Here is a 16958-nt window from a genome sequence, read left to right on the forward strand (position 1 = left end):
TGTAATTTTTAACACTACATTTGTCCCGTCTCAAAGGGGTGCTCTAAATAACGAGCTGAGATCATACCCAAAGAACCTGAGCGAGTAATGTTGCTAAGGGAAATAACGACAAATTTAGCGTGCACACTATATTTTGTCGTGAAACATTTATTAATTTAACAAAAGAATAATTCCCCCTTTTATTCGTAATTTTTTTACGGATGAAAACTTTTTTTTTAGGTGCTAAGGCACAAAGTTACAAAGGTTCTAAGTCTCATAAAATGAGCATAACCAAATCTATTTTCTTTCTTCTATTTTCTTTCTTCTATTCTCTTTCTTCTATTTCACAAGAGCAAGATTCAACAAAAGTCAACAAGCTTGATGATGTATTGGTTTCTGCAGTTCGTGTCACTACAAAAACGCCGGTTTCGTTTAGTAATTTGGATAAAAAGGACATTAAATACAGAAATCTTGGTCAGGATATTCCAATTTTGATGAACTATTTGCCATCTGTCGTGACAACTTCAGATGCAGGAAACGGAATGGGTTATACCGGAATAAGAGTTCGTGGTAGCGATGCAACCAGGGTAAATGTTACCATAAACGGAATCCCTTATAATGATGCTGAAAGCCAGGGAACATTTTGGGTAAATATGCCTGATTTTGCTTCGTCTCTGGAAAGTTTGCAATTGCAGCGAGGAGTTGGAACTTCAACGAATGGTTCTGGCGCGTTTGGCGCAAGTTTAAACATGCTGACAGATAATTATGCATCAAAAGCTAATGGAGAAATTTCAAGTTCTTACGGAAGCTTTAATTCTAAAAAGAATACAGTAAAATTTAGTACCGGTTTATTAAATGACCATTTTGAATTGGCAGGACGTTTGTCTACCATTAAATCTGATGGTTATGTTGACAGGGCAAGTTCTGACTTAAAATCATATTTCCTGCAAGGAACGTATGTTGGTAAAACGACTTTGATCAAAGCATTGGTTTTTGGCGGAACCGAAAAAACATACCAGTCCTGGAACGGAATTGATGCTGAGACTTTAAATTCAGATCGTACATATAATTCTGCAGGAGCCTATACAGATGAAGCAGGAAATCCTCGTTTCTATGATAATGAAACCGATAATTACAATCAAAATCATTATCAATTGCATTGGAGTGAATCCTTTTCAGATAAATGGAGTACAAACTTAGCTTTACATTATACTAAAGGAAAAGGGTATTACGACAATTACAAAGAAGATGCTGATATGGCAGATTACGGTTTATTGCCAGTTGGCGCTGTAACTACAGCCGATTTAGTGCGCCAGAAATGGTTAGATAATGATTTCTACGGAACTACTTTTTCAGTAAAATACAAAGAAGAAAAACTGGATGTTATTTTTGGCGGTGGCTGGAATAAATACGAAGGCGATCATTTTGGAAAAGTAATCTGGGCACGATATGCGTCTCAATCTGAACTTGGAGATCATTATTACGATGATTATTCAGCTAAAACAGATGGTAATGTTTTTGCAAAAGCAAATTATCAATTCACAGAAAAGTTAAGTTTCTACGGAGATTTACAATATAGAAATGTGACGTATAAAGCCAATAGTGCCGAAACTGGTGTGGTTGATGATAACTTCAATTTCTTTAATCCAAAAGCAGGGTTGAACTACGAAATTAATCAAAAAAACACACTTTACTTTTCATACGCCAGAGCAAATCGTGAACCTAACAGAACGGATTATGAAGGGGGAAATGTAAAACCAGAAAAGCTAAATGATTTTGAATTAGGCTGGAGATTGAATTCAGAGAAATTTCAACTAACTTCAAATTTCTATTATATGGCATACAAAGATCAATTGATTTTGACAGGAACACTGGATGATGTTGGAGCACCAATTCGCTCCAATACGGACAAAAGTTACCGTTTAGGTTTTGAAGTTGATGCGACAATTAAGCTTTCGGACAAATTTATTCTAAGACCAAACTTTACTTTAAGCAGTAATAAAAACGTTGATCTGGCTGTTGATGGTCAAAATTACGGAACCACTAAAATTGCTTATTCGCCAGAAGTTATTGCAGGAAATATTATTGTTTACAGCCCAATTGAGAGTTTACATATTTCGTTGTTACAAAAATATGTTGGGGAACAATACATGAATAATATCGAATTACCTGCGGCTAAATTAGCAGATTATTTTGTGAATGATTTTAATGTTTCATACGAAATTAAACCTAAATCAATCTTTAAATCGATTTTAATTACAGGTTTAGTAAATAACATCTTAGATAAAAAATATGTTTCAAACGGGTATATGTACGATGTTTATCCATACTATTATCCGCAGGCAGGAATTAATTTCTTAGCCGGATTAACTTTGAAATTTTAAGATTATCCAAAAATAAAAAAGCCTGAAAATTTAAAACTTTCAGGCTTTTTATGTTAGTTATAAACGTGAATCACGCTTCCTATCACTTCAACTCTGTATTGTTTTAAAGGATATTCTTTTCCGCCTAGTCCGGTAAATAAACTGTATTCTGATTTGTCGCAGGAGCAAACAGCGTTAATACCGTTAATTGTCATGGCAGTACATGAAGTTAATGCCTGATTAGGACAAGCAGCATCAAATGCATTATAGCCGCTTCCCGCATTAAATATAATAACTCCTTTTGCACCGTAGTTAGGAATAATGACACCGTTACTTACAAATTTAAGGTTTGAATATGCAGGCAAATTCATGTCAATGGAAAGATTAACAGAATAACTTGGTATGTACGGATTTTTATTGCTGCCGCCATTATCGCTACAAGAGAATAGTACAGAAACAAATACGATTAAAAGCCAGAATTTTTTCATTATATTAATAAGAATTAGTGAAACAAAAATAATTTATTTAGATTTGATTTTTATATGATTAACATATAATTATGTACTATAAAAAATAATAGTATATTTGTAATACAAAATCCCGTCCCGATGGGATTTTTTGTATTTATATAAACGATGAAGTTATGAGTAAAGTATCTTATTATACCGCAGAAGGATTAAAAAAATTAAAAGATGAGTTGGAGCATTTAAAAAGTGTAATGCGTCCAAAGGCATCCCAAGATATAGCAGAAGCAAGAGACAAAGGTGATTTATCTGAAAACGCCGAATATGATGCAGCAAAAGAAGCACAAGGATTACTGGAAATGAGAATTGCCAAGATGGAAGAAGTATATTCGAATGCAAGATTAATTGACGAATCACAACTTGATGTTTCAAAAGCATTGGTACTTTCTAATGTAAAAATTAAAAACCAAAGCAACGGAATGGAAATGAAATATACACTTGTTGCCGAAAGTGAAGCGGATCTGAAAACCGGAAAAATCTCAGTAACTTCTCCTATCGGGAAAGGTTTACTTGGAAAATCTGTTGGTGAAGTAGCAGAAATTACAGTTCCTAACGGAATATTAAAATTTGAAGTATTAGAGATTACAAGAGATTAAATTATAATGTTTAATTGGTTAATCATTTATTTGTTAACCGATTTAACGATTTTACAAATAAACAAATAAACGATGTCAATATTTACCAAAATAGTAAACGGAGAAATTCCTTCATATAAAATTGCGGAAGACGACAAGTATTTGGCTTTTTTAGATGTGAATCCAAATGCAAAAGGGCATACTCTTTGTATCCCGAAACAAGAAATCGATAAGATTTTTGAAATGGATGATGAGTTGTATTTAGGGCTAATGAAATTTTCTAAGAAAATTGCAATTGCCTTAGAAAAAACAGTTCCTTGCAAAAGAGTCGGAATGGTAGTTGTAGGTTTAGAAGTTCCTCACGCACACGTACATTTGATTCCGTTGAACGAAATGGATGAAATGCGTTTTCATAATAAAGTATCACTTTCAAAAGAAGAATTTGAAGCTTTGGCTAGAAGTATTCAGGCGAATTTGTAAAACCAAAAATATAAGGTTAGGCTATATTTGTCAGGCTGAGCGGAGTCGAATCCCCCACACCACAATAAAAAATATAAAGTGTAGTAAAGTAAATTTTACTACACTTTTTTATTTAACGAAATCTGGAAAGTTGTTCCTTTTCCTATTTCAGAATTTAAAACCTTTATTTTTCCACTATGATATTCTTCAACAATTCTTTTGGTTAAAGAAAGTCCTAATCCCCAACCGCGCTTTTTTGTAGTAAATCCAGGCTCAAAAATTGTTTTGTATTGCTTTTTAGAAATTCCCGTTCCGGAATCTTTCACATTAATTTTAACATGATGGGCATCTTGTTTAATTTTCAGCTCTAAGGTTCCCTTTCCTTTCATGGCATCAATGGCATTTTTTACCAAATTTTCAATAGTCCAGCTATGTAATGTTGGGTTTATCATGACTAAAATAGGTTCGTGAGGTCCGTTATACGAAAAAGCAACTTGTTTAGAAAAACGAGATTGAAGGTATTCATAAGTATTTAAAGTCTCGGCAATAATATCATGTTCTTCTAAAACCGGGACAGATCCAATTTTAGAAAAACGATCTGTAATAGTTTGTAATCGTTCAATATCTTTCTCTATTTCAAAAGTGATTGATTGGTCAATTTCCTCTGTTTTTAAAATTTCAACCCAACCAATTAAAGAAGATAATGGTGTCCCGATTTGATGCGCCGTTTCTTTTGCCATTCCAGCCCAGAGTTTGTTTTGAGTAGCCATTTTAGTGCTTTTGTAAAAATTGTAAATCAAAGCGCCAAACAAAAAGATAATCAGCAATAAAGCCACGGGATAATATTTTAATTTCTTAAGCAAATCCGAATTGCCATAATACACCTGTTGTTGCTTTCCGGGTGCATATTCAATGAGAATTGGTTCATTGTCATTTTTTAAATTCGCTAAATATGCTGCTGCTTTATCTTTGTCTTCAATAATTTCATCAGGAATATTCTTTGAGCTAATCACCTTATCATACATCGTTAACATAACAGGAACCGAAGTATTGTTGTTTATAATCTCAAGCGGTAAATCTAAATCAGTATTTTCATCGGCATTAATAAGCGTTTTTGAAGCATTTGCCCAAAGATTCATCTTCAGCCTTTCTTCGTTTTTAAAAATCTGAAAAAAAGTATAAGTATTCCAAAGAATCAGGGAAATGATTAAAAAGGAAATAGAAATGATAATCCATCGCGTAGTATTTCTTCTTTCTGAAAAAGACATAAATAGTTTTTTTGAGGTATAAATATAACGAAATAAACACATTTAATATTTTGTAATGCTTTAAAGATTTTTTTTGTTTTTATATAGGAAAGTATTTCTTTGGATTAAACCATTTATCTACTTTTGCAGTTACCGAAACGAGATTCGGTTAAAAGAAAAATCTATGATTAGCATCGATCCTAAAGAAATTCCAACGGCAAAATTGCAGGGATATTTGCAAAGTGCCGTAGGTCCCAGACCAATCGCTTTTGCAAGTACAATGAGTACAAAAGGAATCCCGAATTTGTCGCCTTTTAGTTTCTTTAATGTTTTCAGTGCTAATCCGCCAATTTTAATTTTTTCGCCGGCACGCCGCGTTCGTGACAATACGGTCAAACATACTTTGATTAATGCCGAGGCAACTCGCGAAGTCGTAATTAATGTGGTGAATTATGATTTAGTGCAGCAAACATCATTAGCCAGTACAGAATATGCCGAAGGTGTAAACGAGTTTATAAAAGCGGGATTAACGCAAATTCCGTCAGATCTGGTAAAACCATATCGTGTAAAAGAATCTCCGGTGCAGTTTGAGTGCAAAGTCACACAGATAATTCCGTTAGGTACAGAAGGAGGAGCAGGAAATCTGATACTTTGTGAGGTGGTAAAAATGCATATTCACGAAGCTGTTCTAGATGAAAACGGAGGCATTGATCAACATAAAATTGATTTGGTTTCAAGATTAGGAAATAACTGGTATTCAAGATCCAACCAGGGACTCTTTGAAGTGCCAAAACCATTGACAACACTTGGAGTTGGTGTAGATGTGATTCCAAAAAACATCAAAGAAAGTAAAGTTTTTGATGGAAATGATCTAGGGAAATTAGGTAACATTGAAGCCTTGCCTACAACGGAAGAAGTTAGTATATTTGTGAAAGAAAACTTTTCGGTGAAAGGAGTTTTAAGCTCGGATGATCAGGAAAAGATACATTTAGAAGCTAAAAAATATCTCAACAATGATGATATTTTGTCAGCCTGGAAAGTGCTTTTAGCAAAGAAAATAGAAAAGAAACAATAATTAATATAGAAGAAGATGGAAGTTACAGGAAAAGTAAAAGTGGTGAACCCAGAGCAACAAGTTAGTGCTGCATTCAAAAAAAGAGAGTTGGTTGTTACCACAGATGAGCAATATCCACAGCATATTTTGATCGAATTTACACAAGATAAATGCGATTTATTAAGTAGCTACAAACAGGGAGAGGCAGTAAAAGTTTCTATCAATTTAAGAGGAAGAGAATGGGTTAATCCACAAGGAGAAACCAGATATTTCAATAGTATTCAAGGTTGGAGAATTGAAAGAGTAGCACCAGAAGGTCCTGCACAAACTCCGGCAATGCCTGCTGCAGAAGCTTTTGCACCAGCAACAAACTTAAACGAGGACGAACCAGACGATTTACCTTTTTAAAAGTTTAAATTGCAAAAATTAAATTCCAAATTCCAATTCATAAAATATGCAATTGGAGTTTGGAATTTTGTTTTAATCTCAGTTTTTGTCATTTCTCCCTTAGTTCAAAATGACAACATTGAACACAGCTATTACGGGGGAGAGCTTTGCTAAAGTTTTAAACTTTGAAAAAGGTTTTCTAATCAGAGCTTGGAATTTGGAATTTAAAAAATTGGAATTTATTTAAAAATGTATTACGTATTCAAAGATTTATTCTTCCCTCCAGTTTCAGAAGCCGATGAAGACGGAATTCTGGCAATTGGCGGTGATTTAGATTCAGAAAGGTTAAAATTAGCTTACAAAAGTGGAATTTTTCCGTGGTTTAATGAAGGAGAACCTATTTTATGGTGGTCACCGGATCCCAGAATGGTTTTGTTTCTTGATGAATTGGTAATCTCTAAAAGTATGCGTAATGTTTTGAATCGTAAAGAGTTTAAAATTACTTTTAATCAAAATTTTAGAGATGTAATTTCGAATTGCCAAAAAATAAAACGTGACGGTCAAAACGGAACCTGGATTTCAAACGATATGATCGATGCTTATTGCAAACTGAATGAACAGGGAATTGCAAAATCTGTTGAGGTTTGGCAAGATGAGGTTTTAGTTGGAGGTTTATACGGAATTGATTTGGGACATGTTTTTTGTGGAGAAAGTATGTTTTCAAAAGTATCAAATGCATCCAAAGTGGCCTTTATAGCTTTGGTCAATTATTTAGAAAAAGAAAATTATAAATTATTAGATTGTCAGGTTTATAATCCACATTTAGAAAGTTTAGGTTGTCGCGAAATTGATCGTGAAGAATTTATGTCAATTTTAAAAAGTCAGTAAAAATGAGTGCAATTCATGTTGTAAAAGAAATTTATATTTATCCGATAAAAAGTTTAGCCGCAATTAGTTGTCAGAGAGCTTTGGCAGAAGAAATGGGCTTTGAAAATGACCGAAGATGGATGTTAATTGATGCTGAAAATCAATTAATAACACAAAGAGAAAATCCAATTTTAAGTCAGTTTTATCCACAAATTTCAGATGGAAAAATTACGATCACTTTTCAGGATTATAAACATGAATTTTCAACTACTGAACATTTAGAAAATTCTATTGAGGCAAATGTGTGGGAAGATAAAAGTGAAGTGTTTGAAGTAGATCTGCAAACTTCAAAATGGTTTAGCCAACGTTTGGGTTTTCAATGTAAATTAGTTAAAATAATTAAAATTGGAGATCGCAAACATGAAAGTTCAAAGCTCAAAGAAATCTTCAATGTAAGTCTGGCTGACGGATATCCATATTTATTAATTGGATCAGAAAGTATAGATTTATTAAATGAAAAATTAGAAAATAAAATCACAGTTTTAAGATTCCGCCCCAATATTGTCATCAGTTCAAAAAATGCCCATGAAGAGGATGATTTTGATACTTTTACTATTGGTGAAGTTCATTTTAAAAATATAAAACCTTGCGGAAGATGCATTATGGTGAATAATGATCCGCAAAAAAGTATTATAAAAAAAGAACCTTTAAAAACGTTAAGCAAGTATAGAAAAGTTCAAAACTCCGTTTACTTTGGAACTAATATTGTGAGTCTCAATACTGGAATTATTAGTGTGGGTGATACTCTTGTTTTTTAGAAATTCACTTTTGTAAAGCTCCAATCCAGCGTATTAAAAAGCAACAATTGATTTTTTAAAGTTGGTAAATCCAGAATTAATTTGAGTGTTTCATGCGCCATCATAGTCCCAATAATTCCGGGCAGCGTTCCAAGGACGCCATTTAGATTACAATTGGGTACGTCTTTTGGATCTGGCATTTCAGGAAATAAATCGCGTAGATTTTTACTCCCATTATGATTGAAAACAGCAACCTGTCCTTCAAATTTTAAAATGCTTCCGTAAACTAATGGTTTTTGTAGGTCAACACAAGTATCATTGACTAAATAACGTGTTGCAAAATTATCAGAACCATCTACCACAATATCATACTTTTGAATAATTTGATTGGCATTTTCAGGTGTTAATTTCTCATTAATTGCTTCGACTTGAATTAACGGATTTAGTTTTGAAACCACTTCTCTTGCCACAAGAGCTTTTTCGTGACCAATTTCATTTTCAGTATATAAAATCTGTCGGTGTAAATTATGAATTTCAATTACATCAAAATCCATAATCCCAATATAACCTAATCCTGCAGTCGCAATATATTGTAAAATAGGACAGCCTAAACCTCCCGCGCCAAGTACCAAAACTTTTGCTTTTTTTAATTTTTCCTGACCTTCGTCACCAATTTCTGGTAAAATGGTTTGTCTGTTGTAGCGAAGGAATTCTTGTATAACACTCATTTTATTTAAGTCTTAAAGTTGTAAAGTCGAAGGTAAAAGTCCAAGAGGAAAGCCGAAATCGAAGTAAAGTGCTTACTTTAAGACTTTATGACTTTCGACTTTATGACTATATATTTTATCCCAATCCTTCCAAACGGGTTCATAGCCTGATTTAGTTATAACTTGCGCGATTTCTTTCGCAGATCGTTCATCACTAATTTCAAACTGTTCCAATGATTGTGGATCAACAACATAACCACCGGGATTTGTTTTAGAACCGGCACTCATACTTGTAACTCCAATTGGGATAATATTGTTTCTGAATTTCTCATTTTCTCTGGTTGAAATTGAAATTTCCAGATCTTCGTTCCACAATCGGTAAGCGCAAATAAGTTGCGTTAAATCCTTATCGTCCATAATAAAATTAGGCTCAATAATACCTTCAGCAGGTCGCAGTCTTGGAAATGAAACTGAATATTTAGTTTGCCAATATTTCTTTTGAAGATAATCGAGATGCAAAGCATTAAAGAAACTATCGGTGCGCCAATCTTCCAAACCTAATAAAACACCTAAGCCTATTTTATGAATTCCTGCGGTTCCAATTCTGTCAGGAGTTTCGAGTCTATAGTCGAAATTCGACTTTTTGCCTTTAGTATGGTATTTTTTATAAACTTCCTGATGATAAGTTTCCTGATATACTAAAACCGAATAAACGCCAGCCTCGTGCAATCGTGTATAATCTTCGGTGGAAAGCGGCTGAACTTCTACAGAAATAATCGAAAACTCTTTTCGTATTAAAGCAATGGCATTCAGAAAATAATTAATATTTACGGTATAATTTGCTTCTCCTGTAACCAATAAAACATGATCAAAACCAACATTTTTCAAAGCTTCAACTTCCAATTTAATTTCAGCATCAGAAAGGGTTTTTCGTTTGATTTTATTGTCTAAACTAAATCCGCAATAAGTGCAAATGTTTTGGCATTCGTTACTTAGATAAAGAGGTGCGTACATTTGGATCGTTTTTCCGAAACGTTTTTTCGTTATTTCGTGGCATTCCTGTGCCATTCGTTCTAGATAATTTTGAGCAACGGGAGAAATCAAAACTAAAAAGTCTTCGAGATTTCTTTTGGTTTTTGTCAAAGAACGTTCAACATCTTTTGATGTAGTTTGGTATATTTTAGATTGGATGGTATCCCAATTGTATTGCTCAAATAGTGCTTTAAATGTTTTCATTTTGGATTATGGTTTTTACCGCAAAGAGCGCTAAGGTTTACGCAAAGTTCGCAAAGCTTTGGGTTTCTTTATTTTTGGCTAAAAGTTCGCAAAGCTTTGCGAACTTTGCGAAAAAAAACCTTGTGAACTTTGCGGTTAAGTACATTACTCATATAAAAAAGAAGTCAAAGGACTAGAAGCGACCGCATGATTATACTGATTAGCAATCTTAGCTTCAAAAGCTTTTCTGCCTGCAATAACAGCTTCCTTAAAAGCTTCTGCCATTAGTTTTGGATTTCCTGCTACGGCAATTGCAGTATTGACCAAAACAGCATCGGCACCAATTTCCATTGCTTTTGCAGCGTCAGATGGAGAACCAATTCCGGCATCGATGATTACCGGAACGTTGCTTTGTTCGATTATAATCTCCAGAAAATCGATTGTTTTTAATCCTTTATTACTGCCAATTGGTGAGCCTAAAGGCATTACTGCAGTTGTTCCTGCATTTTCTAAATGTTTGCATAAAACAGGATCTGCGTGAATATAAGGCAATACAAAAAAGCCAAGTTTAGCTAATTCTTCCGTCGCTTTTAAAGTTTCTATAGGATCCGGCATTAAATATTTCGGGTCAGGATGAATTTCTAATTTTAGCCAGTTTGTTTCTAAAGCTTCTCTGGCTAATTGCGCTGCAAAAATGGCTTCTTTGGCATTTCGTGCGCCTGATGTATTAGGCAATAAATGAATATTTGGGTGTTGTAAATGTGATAATATGGCATCGGTTTCTGTTTCTAGATCGATACGTTTTAAGGCAACGGTAACCAATTCGCTCCCTGATGCCAAAATAGCTTCTTCCATTTCACGATTTGAACCAAATTTTCCGGTTCCTAAAAATAGGCGGGAGGTTAAGGTTTTATCTCCAATTTTAAACAATGACGTTTGCATATAACTTTTCGTTTATTTCTTGAATTAATTTTTCTTTTTGATCGGTTTTTGTAATCATTCCGGAAACGGCAATGCCATGAATTCCGGTTTCCATTAAAGGATTTATATCATTTAATGTAATTCCACCAATGGCGTAAACCGGGATCTGAATTTTATTATTTTTCATTTTTTCAACAATCTCATAATAGCCTGGTAAACCCAAAATCGGACTTAGTTTTTCCTTTGTTTCCGTAAATCTAAAAGGTCCCAAGCCAATATAATCGCAGCCATTTTGTAAGTGATTTACAATATCATCATAAGTATTTGCTGTTCCTCCAATAATTTTTTTGCTGCCTAAAATCGCTCTTGCTTCATTAATTTTCATGTCTGATAATCCTAAATGAACGCCGTCTGCATCAATTTTCTGGGCGAGATATAAATTGTCGTTTACAATAAAGTTAGCGAGATATTCTTTGCACAAAAATTTTACCGCTTCGGCTAAATCAAAAGTATCTTTGGCAATTTGATTCTTAAATCGCAGTTGTATCCAGTCACATCCTGAATCCAGTGCCTGATGAATATTGTACGATTGTTCGTCGATAGTTTTTCCTTGTGAAATGTATTGTAGTTTAGGGTACATAATGATATCCGATTAAAGTTGAAGTTGAATTCAGGTATTTTTCGATGTAGGTTTTAGCATTTTTACAAGCTTCTGTTAGCGTTTGATTCAAAGCCAGATTTGAGGCAATGGCAGAGGATAAAACACAACCTGAGCCATGTTTTTCAAAGCATTCTGTATTAGACGGAAACAAATCAATGATTTCATTTTTTAGAAACAAACGATCCGTTCCTGTTTCAGAAGGATTGTGTCCGCCTTTTAATAGAATGGCACTTTGAATTTCGTTTTGTTGCCAAAGTTCATTCGAAATAAAACCCGGAAATAAAATTTCTATTTCATTATAATTTGGCGTAATCAAATCGATTTTGGATATTATTTTATCCAAATCTACTTGATCTCTAATGTTTATAAATTCGAAATTTGTCGTCGATTTTAAAACAGGATCCCAAACAATTTTTGTAGCTGGTGACAGTAATTTTATCGTACACAGAATTCGGTTTAAATAATTTATAGACGGTACGATTCCAATTTTAACAGCTTTGATTTTATAGTTTTGAAATAAGGTTTCAATTGAACGAATAGCAAAACTTAAATCTGTCCATTCAATTGCCTGAAACTCATTTTCAGTCTGAATGGTATTGGCGGTTGTTATCGCAAATCCTGTAACCTGATGCTGTTCGAATGTTTTACTATCAGCCAAAACACCAGCGCCGCCAGTGGGATCAAAACCTGCTATACTGAGTGCAATTGGACGATTTTTTGACATAATTTGAATTGTTTTATTGGGTTTTCGTTATTCCAGATACTTCCTAAAAGTGCTACATCATCAAAACCATTTTCCAGTGTTTTTTGAATGTTTTCAGCATCAATTCCGCCTAGAGCGATAACCTTTGTTTTCATATTTGTTCTTAATTTTAAAGCTTCAAAAAGATTTTCTTTCGGATGATAATTTTCTTTAGAAATACTTGTAAATACAGGACTTAAAAAGGCATAATCAAAATTATTATCTAAGGAATTAAAATCTGCGACAGCATGTGTTGATGTTGAAAATATCTTTTGATCCGGAATAATTAAAAAACTATTTTTTCTTTCCTTTTCAGAAAAATGAATTCGGTTAATACCAAAATCTTCGGCTAATTCATGATGACTGTGTAAAACTAAATTAGATCGATATCCGAGTTTTATCTGATGAATAAATCGAGCCATTTCTAACTCAGAAAAATCAGGTTTCCTAACATGAATCAAAGACAATCCTTCGTCAAATAAAGAATCAATAATGCCGATTTCATTTGCTATTGCAGAAGGATTTGTAATCACAATCATGTTTGTAAAATGTTTTTTGTTAGATGTTCCAAGTGACATGCATTTAGTAAAAAGGAAGATGTGGGAAAGTGAAACAAATAGTTCCTGGCATCTCACATTTTACAGAAAACTTCTCACTAAATATAAATTTCTTTCCCTTGCTCAATAAACTCTTCTGATTTCTCCTGCATGCCTTTTTCAGCTGCTGCAACGTCTCGAATTTCCTGAGATATTTTCATAGAGCAGAATTTTGGTCCGCACATCGAACAAAAATGAGCCACTTTTGCACCATCAGCAGGAAGTGTTTCATCGTGAAATTCTCGTGCTGTATCAGGATCTAAAGACAAATTAAACTGATCTTCCCAACGGAATTCGAAACGCGCTTTACTTAATGCATTATCACGATATTGCGCTCCCGGATGCCCTTTGGCTAAATCAGCTGCATGAGCTGAAATTTTATATGTGATTACTCCGTCTTTTACGTCTTTTTTGTTGGGTAAACCAAGGTGCTCTTTTGGTGTAACATAACACAACATAGCACAGCCATACCAACCAATCATAGCAGCTCCAATCGCAGATGTAATATGATCGTAACCAGGCGCAATATCAGTAGTTAACGGACCTAAAGTGTAAAATGGAGCTTCATCACAATGTTCTAATTGTTTGTCCATATTTTCTTTAATCATATGCATTGGTACGTGACCGGGACCTTCAATAAAAACCTGAACATCATGTTTCCATGCAATTTTTGTTAGTTCGCCTAAAGTTTCTAATTCGGCGAATTGTGCCGCGTCGTTGGCATCAGCAATAGATCCCGGACGCAAACCATCTCCTAATGAAAATGCAACATCATATTGTTTCATGATTTCGCAGATTTCCTCAAAATGAGTATATAAAAAGTTTTCTTTATGATGAAATAAACACCATTTTGCCATGATAGATCCGCCACGAGAGACGATTCCGGTAACACGATCTGCAGTTAAATGAATGTAACGCAATAGAACTCCGGCATGAATTGTAAAGTATGAAACACCTTGTTCTGCCTGTTCGATTAAAGTATCACGGAAAACTTCCCAGGTTAAATCTTCGGCAATTCCTTTTACTTTTTCCAATGCCTGATAAATAGGAACGGTACCAATAGGGACTGGTGAATTGCGAATAATCCATTCTCTGGTTTCGTGAATGTTTTTTCCGGTTGATAAATCCATAATGGTGTCAGCGCCCCATCGACAAGCCCAAACGGCTTTTTCAACCTCTTCCTCTATACTTGAAGTCACGGCACTATTACCAATGTTGGCGTTTATTTTTACTAAAAAGTTACGTCCCACAATCATAGGCTCACTTTCAGGATGGTTGATGTTATTTGGAATAATGGCTCTTCCACAGGCTACTTCACTTCGAACAAATTCCGGAGTGATTTTGCTTTTTGGAGTATTTGCGCCAAAGCTATGTCCGTTATGTTGGCAGCGCATCGCTTTGGTTTGTTCGTTTAAAAGTTCGATACGTTGGTTTTCGCGAATCGCAATATATTCCATTTCCGGCGTTATAATACCTTGTTTTGCGTAATAAAGCTGCGTTACGTTTGCGCCTTTTTTGGCACGTTTCGGCTGATGCAGATATTCAAAACGAAGGTGATCTAAACTTTCATCTTTCAGTCTGGTTTGACCGTAATCTGAAGTAATTTCGTTTAGGATTTCGACATCATTTCGATCTAAAATCCAGTTTTCTCTTAACCTTGGCAGTCCTTTTCGAATGTCGATTTCAATGTTTGGGTCTGTATATGGACCAGAAGTGTCGTAAATAGTTACAGGTGGATTTTTCTCGATTCCGCCATTAGAAAGTTTTGTATCGCTAAGAATTACTTCTCGCATGGCAACTTCTATTGGATGCATTTCACCTTTTACGTATACTTTTTTTGAGTTGGGAAAAGGAGTTCTGGAAATTTGTTCTTCTGTAGTCATAAGGAAAGAAGTTATGAGTTATAAGTTATGAGTTATTGTAAGGGCGCACAGCATTGCGTCTAAGTCCTATAAGAAATTGGAATTTATTTTTTCTGCCAGGGATAGAAGTGGAAAGCCCGTAAAGGAGGAAACCGTAAAAAATACTGATTAGAAAAGCGACCAGCGGAAGCTTTGCTAAGACTATATTTTTTTGGTTGACGACTGCGGACTTGAAACGGATAGCCCGTATAGGCAGCCTTATTATCCTCCTTGCGTTGCTGAAATGATTAATATTTCGTCGGTTTCGCGTACAAAATGTTGGTCCCAATTAGTTTTTGGAATAATAGTATTGTTAATAGCGACGGCGATTCCGTTTTGTTTGTTTGGAATTTCGAGATCGAGCAATGATTGAACGCTTAGCGATTCAACATTGAATTGTTTGATTTGTTGGTTGATTTTTAGTTCCATTCCTTAAGTTTTTAGGTTTCATAAAGATCTACTATAGTAAATCTATATCTTTAGGAATGGCTACAATTACGCATAAAAATGCGCGCAGAAGTCATCTTACTTTTCCCTACGCTAGTATGAACTAGATCAGGTTCAGAGGGTAAAATCTCAGCCTACTTATTAGTAGACACCCCTAAAGTGTGAAGCAAATATATGTATTTTTTGTGTTTAAGTTAAAAAAAGTTTCAAGTTTCAGGTTTCATGTTATGTAAAAAACTGAAAACCGAGACTGAAAACTGCGACTATATCCTCTTTCGGATAAAGCAATCTTCGACGTGATCGTTGACCATTCCGGTGGCTTGCATGTGTGCGTAAATTACGGTTGAACCAACAAATTTAAAGCCTCTTTTTTTTAGATCTTTACTGATCTCGTCTGAAAGTGGAGTAGTGGCAGGAATGTGTTTTGTGGTTTTTGGATTATTAATAATGGGTTTTCCGTTAGTAAATTTCCAGATGTAATCAGAAAAACTTCCAAACTCTTCCTGTACTTTCATAAATGCCTGAGCATTTGAAATAGTAGCACGTATTTTAAGTTTGTTGCGAATTATTCCAGCGTCTTGTAATAATGATTCTATTTTTTCTTCGGTATAATGGGCTATTTTTTTATAATCAAAATGATCAAAAGCAAGTCTGAAATTTTCTCTTTTATTTAAAATAGTAATCCAGCTTAAGCCAGCCTGAAAAGTTTCTAAAATTAGAAATTCGAATAATGAAGGATCATCATAAACAGGAACTCCCCATTCTTCGTCATGGTATTTTTTATATAAATCACTGGCAGAACACCAGCTGCATCTTATTTGATTTTCTGTTTCCATTATTTACCTATTTGCCAGCTATAGCCTCTCACACCGGGAATATAAGCCGAGCGACCAATTATAACAAGTTCGTTGTAAATTCTTTTATCATATTTAATACCAATGGCAGTTCCGGAAGTATACAATTTATTGGCTTTAAAAGTAATTTTCATCAATCCGTCTTTGAATTTAGCATCTGAAACTCTTTCTACAAACCAGGTTGAACGCCATTTTACGGCAATTTCATCTTCGTCGGTTTTTGTAATTGTTTTTATGAGTTTTACAGCTTCTTCCGGAATTTCGAATTTTTCGGTCAACTGTTTTTGGGTTAAAGTTTGTCCAATTTTACTTCCGTAAAGAATTTTACGCAAATTAACGAATGACATTAAAGTTTTATCAGCTTCATTGCTTACGTCTAATTTATCATTTTTATTAGTTTCGGAATTTTGAATTTCCGGCTTTGAGTCGTTTTCTTCTTTAATTGAAAACAATCCCTTATTTGTAATGGATTTTTTTTGGGAATTAGGAATGACTGCAGTTTTCGGAGAGTCTTTTTTAAAGATTTTTGCCGAAGCAGTTTTTAATTTATTTACCGGATATATTTTATCTTGTTTAGACTTTTTTTCATCGTTGCCACATCCTATAAATAAATAGGATATTGTAAAAAGTAATATGGCAATTGTCTTTTTCATAACTACAAG

19 protein-coding genes and 1 riboswitch are annotated in these 16958 nt (G+C 34.3%); of the genes, 7 read left to right on the top strand and 12 right to left on the bottom strand.

The window, feature by feature from the left end; all coding sequences use genetic code 11:
- The first annotated feature begins 200 nt into the window (after positions 1–200).
- A complete protein-coding gene (locus ACHRVX_RS10880) occupies positions 201–2363 on the top strand; it encodes a TonB-dependent receptor (RefSeq protein ID WP_395332078.1) in 2163 nt (720 codons plus the stop codon).
- Between the two features lie 53 nt (positions 2364–2416).
- On the opposite strand, the gene ACHRVX_RS10885 is transcribed toward ACHRVX_RS10880, so the two are convergent.
- The gene (locus ACHRVX_RS10885; protein ID WP_395332080.1) at positions 2417–2830 is read right to left on the bottom strand and encodes a Rieske (2Fe-2S) protein; all 414 of its coding nucleotides are present in this window, start codon (positions 2828–2830) and stop codon (positions 2417–2419) included.
- Positions 2831–2985: 155 nt separating this feature from the next.
- Between ACHRVX_RS10885 and greA the strand changes: the two genes are divergently transcribed.
- Together greA and ACHRVX_RS10895 are read left to right on the top strand one after the other, a co-directional pair.
- A complete protein-coding gene (greA, locus tag ACHRVX_RS10890) occupies positions 2986–3462 on the top strand; it encodes a transcription elongation factor GreA (protein ID WP_213295211.1) in 477 nt (158 codons plus the stop codon).
- A 72-nt stretch (positions 3463–3534) separates the two neighbouring features.
- On the top strand, positions 3535–3921 hold the full coding sequence (locus tag ACHRVX_RS10895; protein WP_395332082.1) for an HIT family protein: 387 nt from the start codon (positions 3535–3537) through the stop codon (positions 3919–3921).
- A gap of 98 nt (positions 3922–4019) precedes the next feature.
- Here ACHRVX_RS10895 and ACHRVX_RS10900 read toward each other — a convergent pair whose 3' ends face one another.
- Positions 4020–5168 (bottom strand): sensor histidine kinase, encoded by a 1149-nt coding sequence (locus ACHRVX_RS10900; RefSeq protein WP_395332084.1) that lies wholly within the window; start codon positions 5166–5168, stop codon positions 4020–4022.
- A gap of 163 nt (positions 5169–5331) precedes the next feature.
- On the opposite strand from ACHRVX_RS10900, the gene ACHRVX_RS10905 reads away from it, so the two are divergent.
- The 4 genes from ACHRVX_RS10905 to ACHRVX_RS10920 all read left to right on the top strand — a co-directional run bounded on the left by ACHRVX_RS10905 (position 5332) and on the right by ACHRVX_RS10920 (position 8273).
- On the top strand, positions 5332–6222 hold the full coding sequence (locus tag ACHRVX_RS10905) for a flavin reductase family protein (RefSeq protein WP_395332086.1): 891 nt from the start codon (positions 5332–5334) through the stop codon (positions 6220–6222).
- A 15-nt stretch (positions 6223–6237) separates the two neighbouring features.
- On the top strand, positions 6238–6609 hold the full coding sequence (locus tag ACHRVX_RS10910) for a DUF3127 domain-containing protein (protein ID WP_213295224.1): 372 nt from the start codon (positions 6238–6240) through the stop codon (positions 6607–6609).
- 228 nt (positions 6610–6837) lie between these two features.
- Positions 6838–7476 carry a leucyl/phenylalanyl-tRNA--protein transferase gene (gene aat, locus ACHRVX_RS10915; protein WP_395332088.1) on the top strand — a complete coding sequence of 213 codons (639 nt, stop codon included), beginning with the start codon at positions 6838–6840 and terminating at the stop codon, positions 7474–7476.
- A gap of 2 nt (positions 7477–7478) precedes the next feature.
- Positions 7479–8273: an MOSC domain-containing protein gene (locus ACHRVX_RS10920; RefSeq protein WP_395332090.1), complete on the top strand. Its 795-nt coding sequence runs from the start codon at positions 7479–7481 to the stop codon at positions 8271–8273.
- On the opposite strand, the gene ACHRVX_RS10925 is transcribed toward ACHRVX_RS10920, so the two are convergent.
- From ACHRVX_RS10925 to ACHRVX_RS10970, 10 genes are all read right to left on the bottom strand, one after another.
- Positions 8270–8980 carry a HesA/MoeB/ThiF family protein gene (locus ACHRVX_RS10925; protein WP_395332092.1) on the bottom strand — a complete coding sequence of 237 codons (711 nt, stop codon included), beginning with the start codon at positions 8978–8980 and terminating at the stop codon, positions 8270–8272. The genes ACHRVX_RS10920 and ACHRVX_RS10925 overlap by 4 nt on opposite strands.
- Positions 8981–9052: 72 nt before the next feature.
- On the bottom strand, positions 9053–10195 hold the full coding sequence (thiH, locus tag ACHRVX_RS10930) for a 2-iminoacetate synthase ThiH (RefSeq protein ID WP_395332094.1): 1143 nt from the start codon (positions 10193–10195) through the stop codon (positions 9053–9055).
- 144 nt (positions 10196–10339) lie between these two features.
- On the bottom strand, positions 10340–11116 hold the full coding sequence (locus ACHRVX_RS10935; RefSeq protein WP_395332096.1) for a thiazole synthase: 777 nt from the start codon (positions 11114–11116) through the stop codon (positions 10340–10342).
- On the bottom strand, positions 11097–11735 hold the full coding sequence (locus tag ACHRVX_RS10940; protein WP_395332098.1) for a thiamine phosphate synthase: 639 nt from the start codon (positions 11733–11735) through the stop codon (positions 11097–11099). The genes ACHRVX_RS10935 and ACHRVX_RS10940 overlap by 20 nt, the downstream gene beginning before the upstream one ends.
- On the bottom strand, positions 11725–12480 hold the full coding sequence (locus tag ACHRVX_RS10945; RefSeq protein WP_395332100.1) for a hydroxymethylpyrimidine/phosphomethylpyrimidine kinase: 756 nt from the start codon (positions 12478–12480) through the stop codon (positions 11725–11727). Before ACHRVX_RS10945 ends, ACHRVX_RS10940 begins: the two co-directional genes overlap by 11 nt.
- Complete coding sequence (locus ACHRVX_RS10950; RefSeq protein WP_395332102.1) at positions 12447–13076, bottom strand: thiamine phosphate synthase; 630 nt, start codon at positions 13074–13076, stop codon at positions 12447–12449. The genes ACHRVX_RS10945 and ACHRVX_RS10950 overlap by 34 nt, the downstream gene beginning before the upstream one ends.
- A 77-nt stretch (positions 13077–13153) precedes the next feature.
- Positions 13154–14977, bottom strand: a complete 1824-nt coding sequence (thiC, locus tag ACHRVX_RS10955) for a phosphomethylpyrimidine synthase ThiC (protein WP_395332104.1) — start codon at positions 14975–14977, stop codon at positions 13154–13156.
- Between the two features lie 240 nt (positions 14978–15217).
- Entirely contained in the window at positions 15218–15424 is a 207-nt protein-coding gene (thiS, locus tag ACHRVX_RS10960) for a sulfur carrier protein ThiS (RefSeq protein WP_395332106.1), read from the bottom strand.
- 86 nt (positions 15425–15510) lie between these two features.
- A riboswitch (TPP riboswitch) is annotated at positions 15511–15608 on the bottom strand.
- Positions 15609–15705: 97 nt separating this feature from the next.
- Positions 15706–16278: a DNA-3-methyladenine glycosylase I gene (locus ACHRVX_RS10965; RefSeq protein ID WP_395332108.1), complete on the bottom strand. Its 573-nt coding sequence runs from the start codon at positions 16276–16278 to the stop codon at positions 15706–15708.
- Complete coding sequence (locus tag ACHRVX_RS10970; protein WP_395332110.1) at positions 16278–16949, bottom strand: hypothetical protein; 672 nt, start codon at positions 16947–16949, stop codon at positions 16278–16280. Before ACHRVX_RS10970 ends, ACHRVX_RS10965 begins: the two co-directional genes overlap by 1 nt.
- Positions 16950–16958 lie beyond the last annotated feature (9 nt).

Source organism: Flavobacterium sp. FlaQc-47, from assembly GCF_044006475.1.
Taxonomy (GTDB): Bacteria; Bacteroidota; Bacteroidia; order Flavobacteriales; family Flavobacteriaceae; genus Flavobacterium.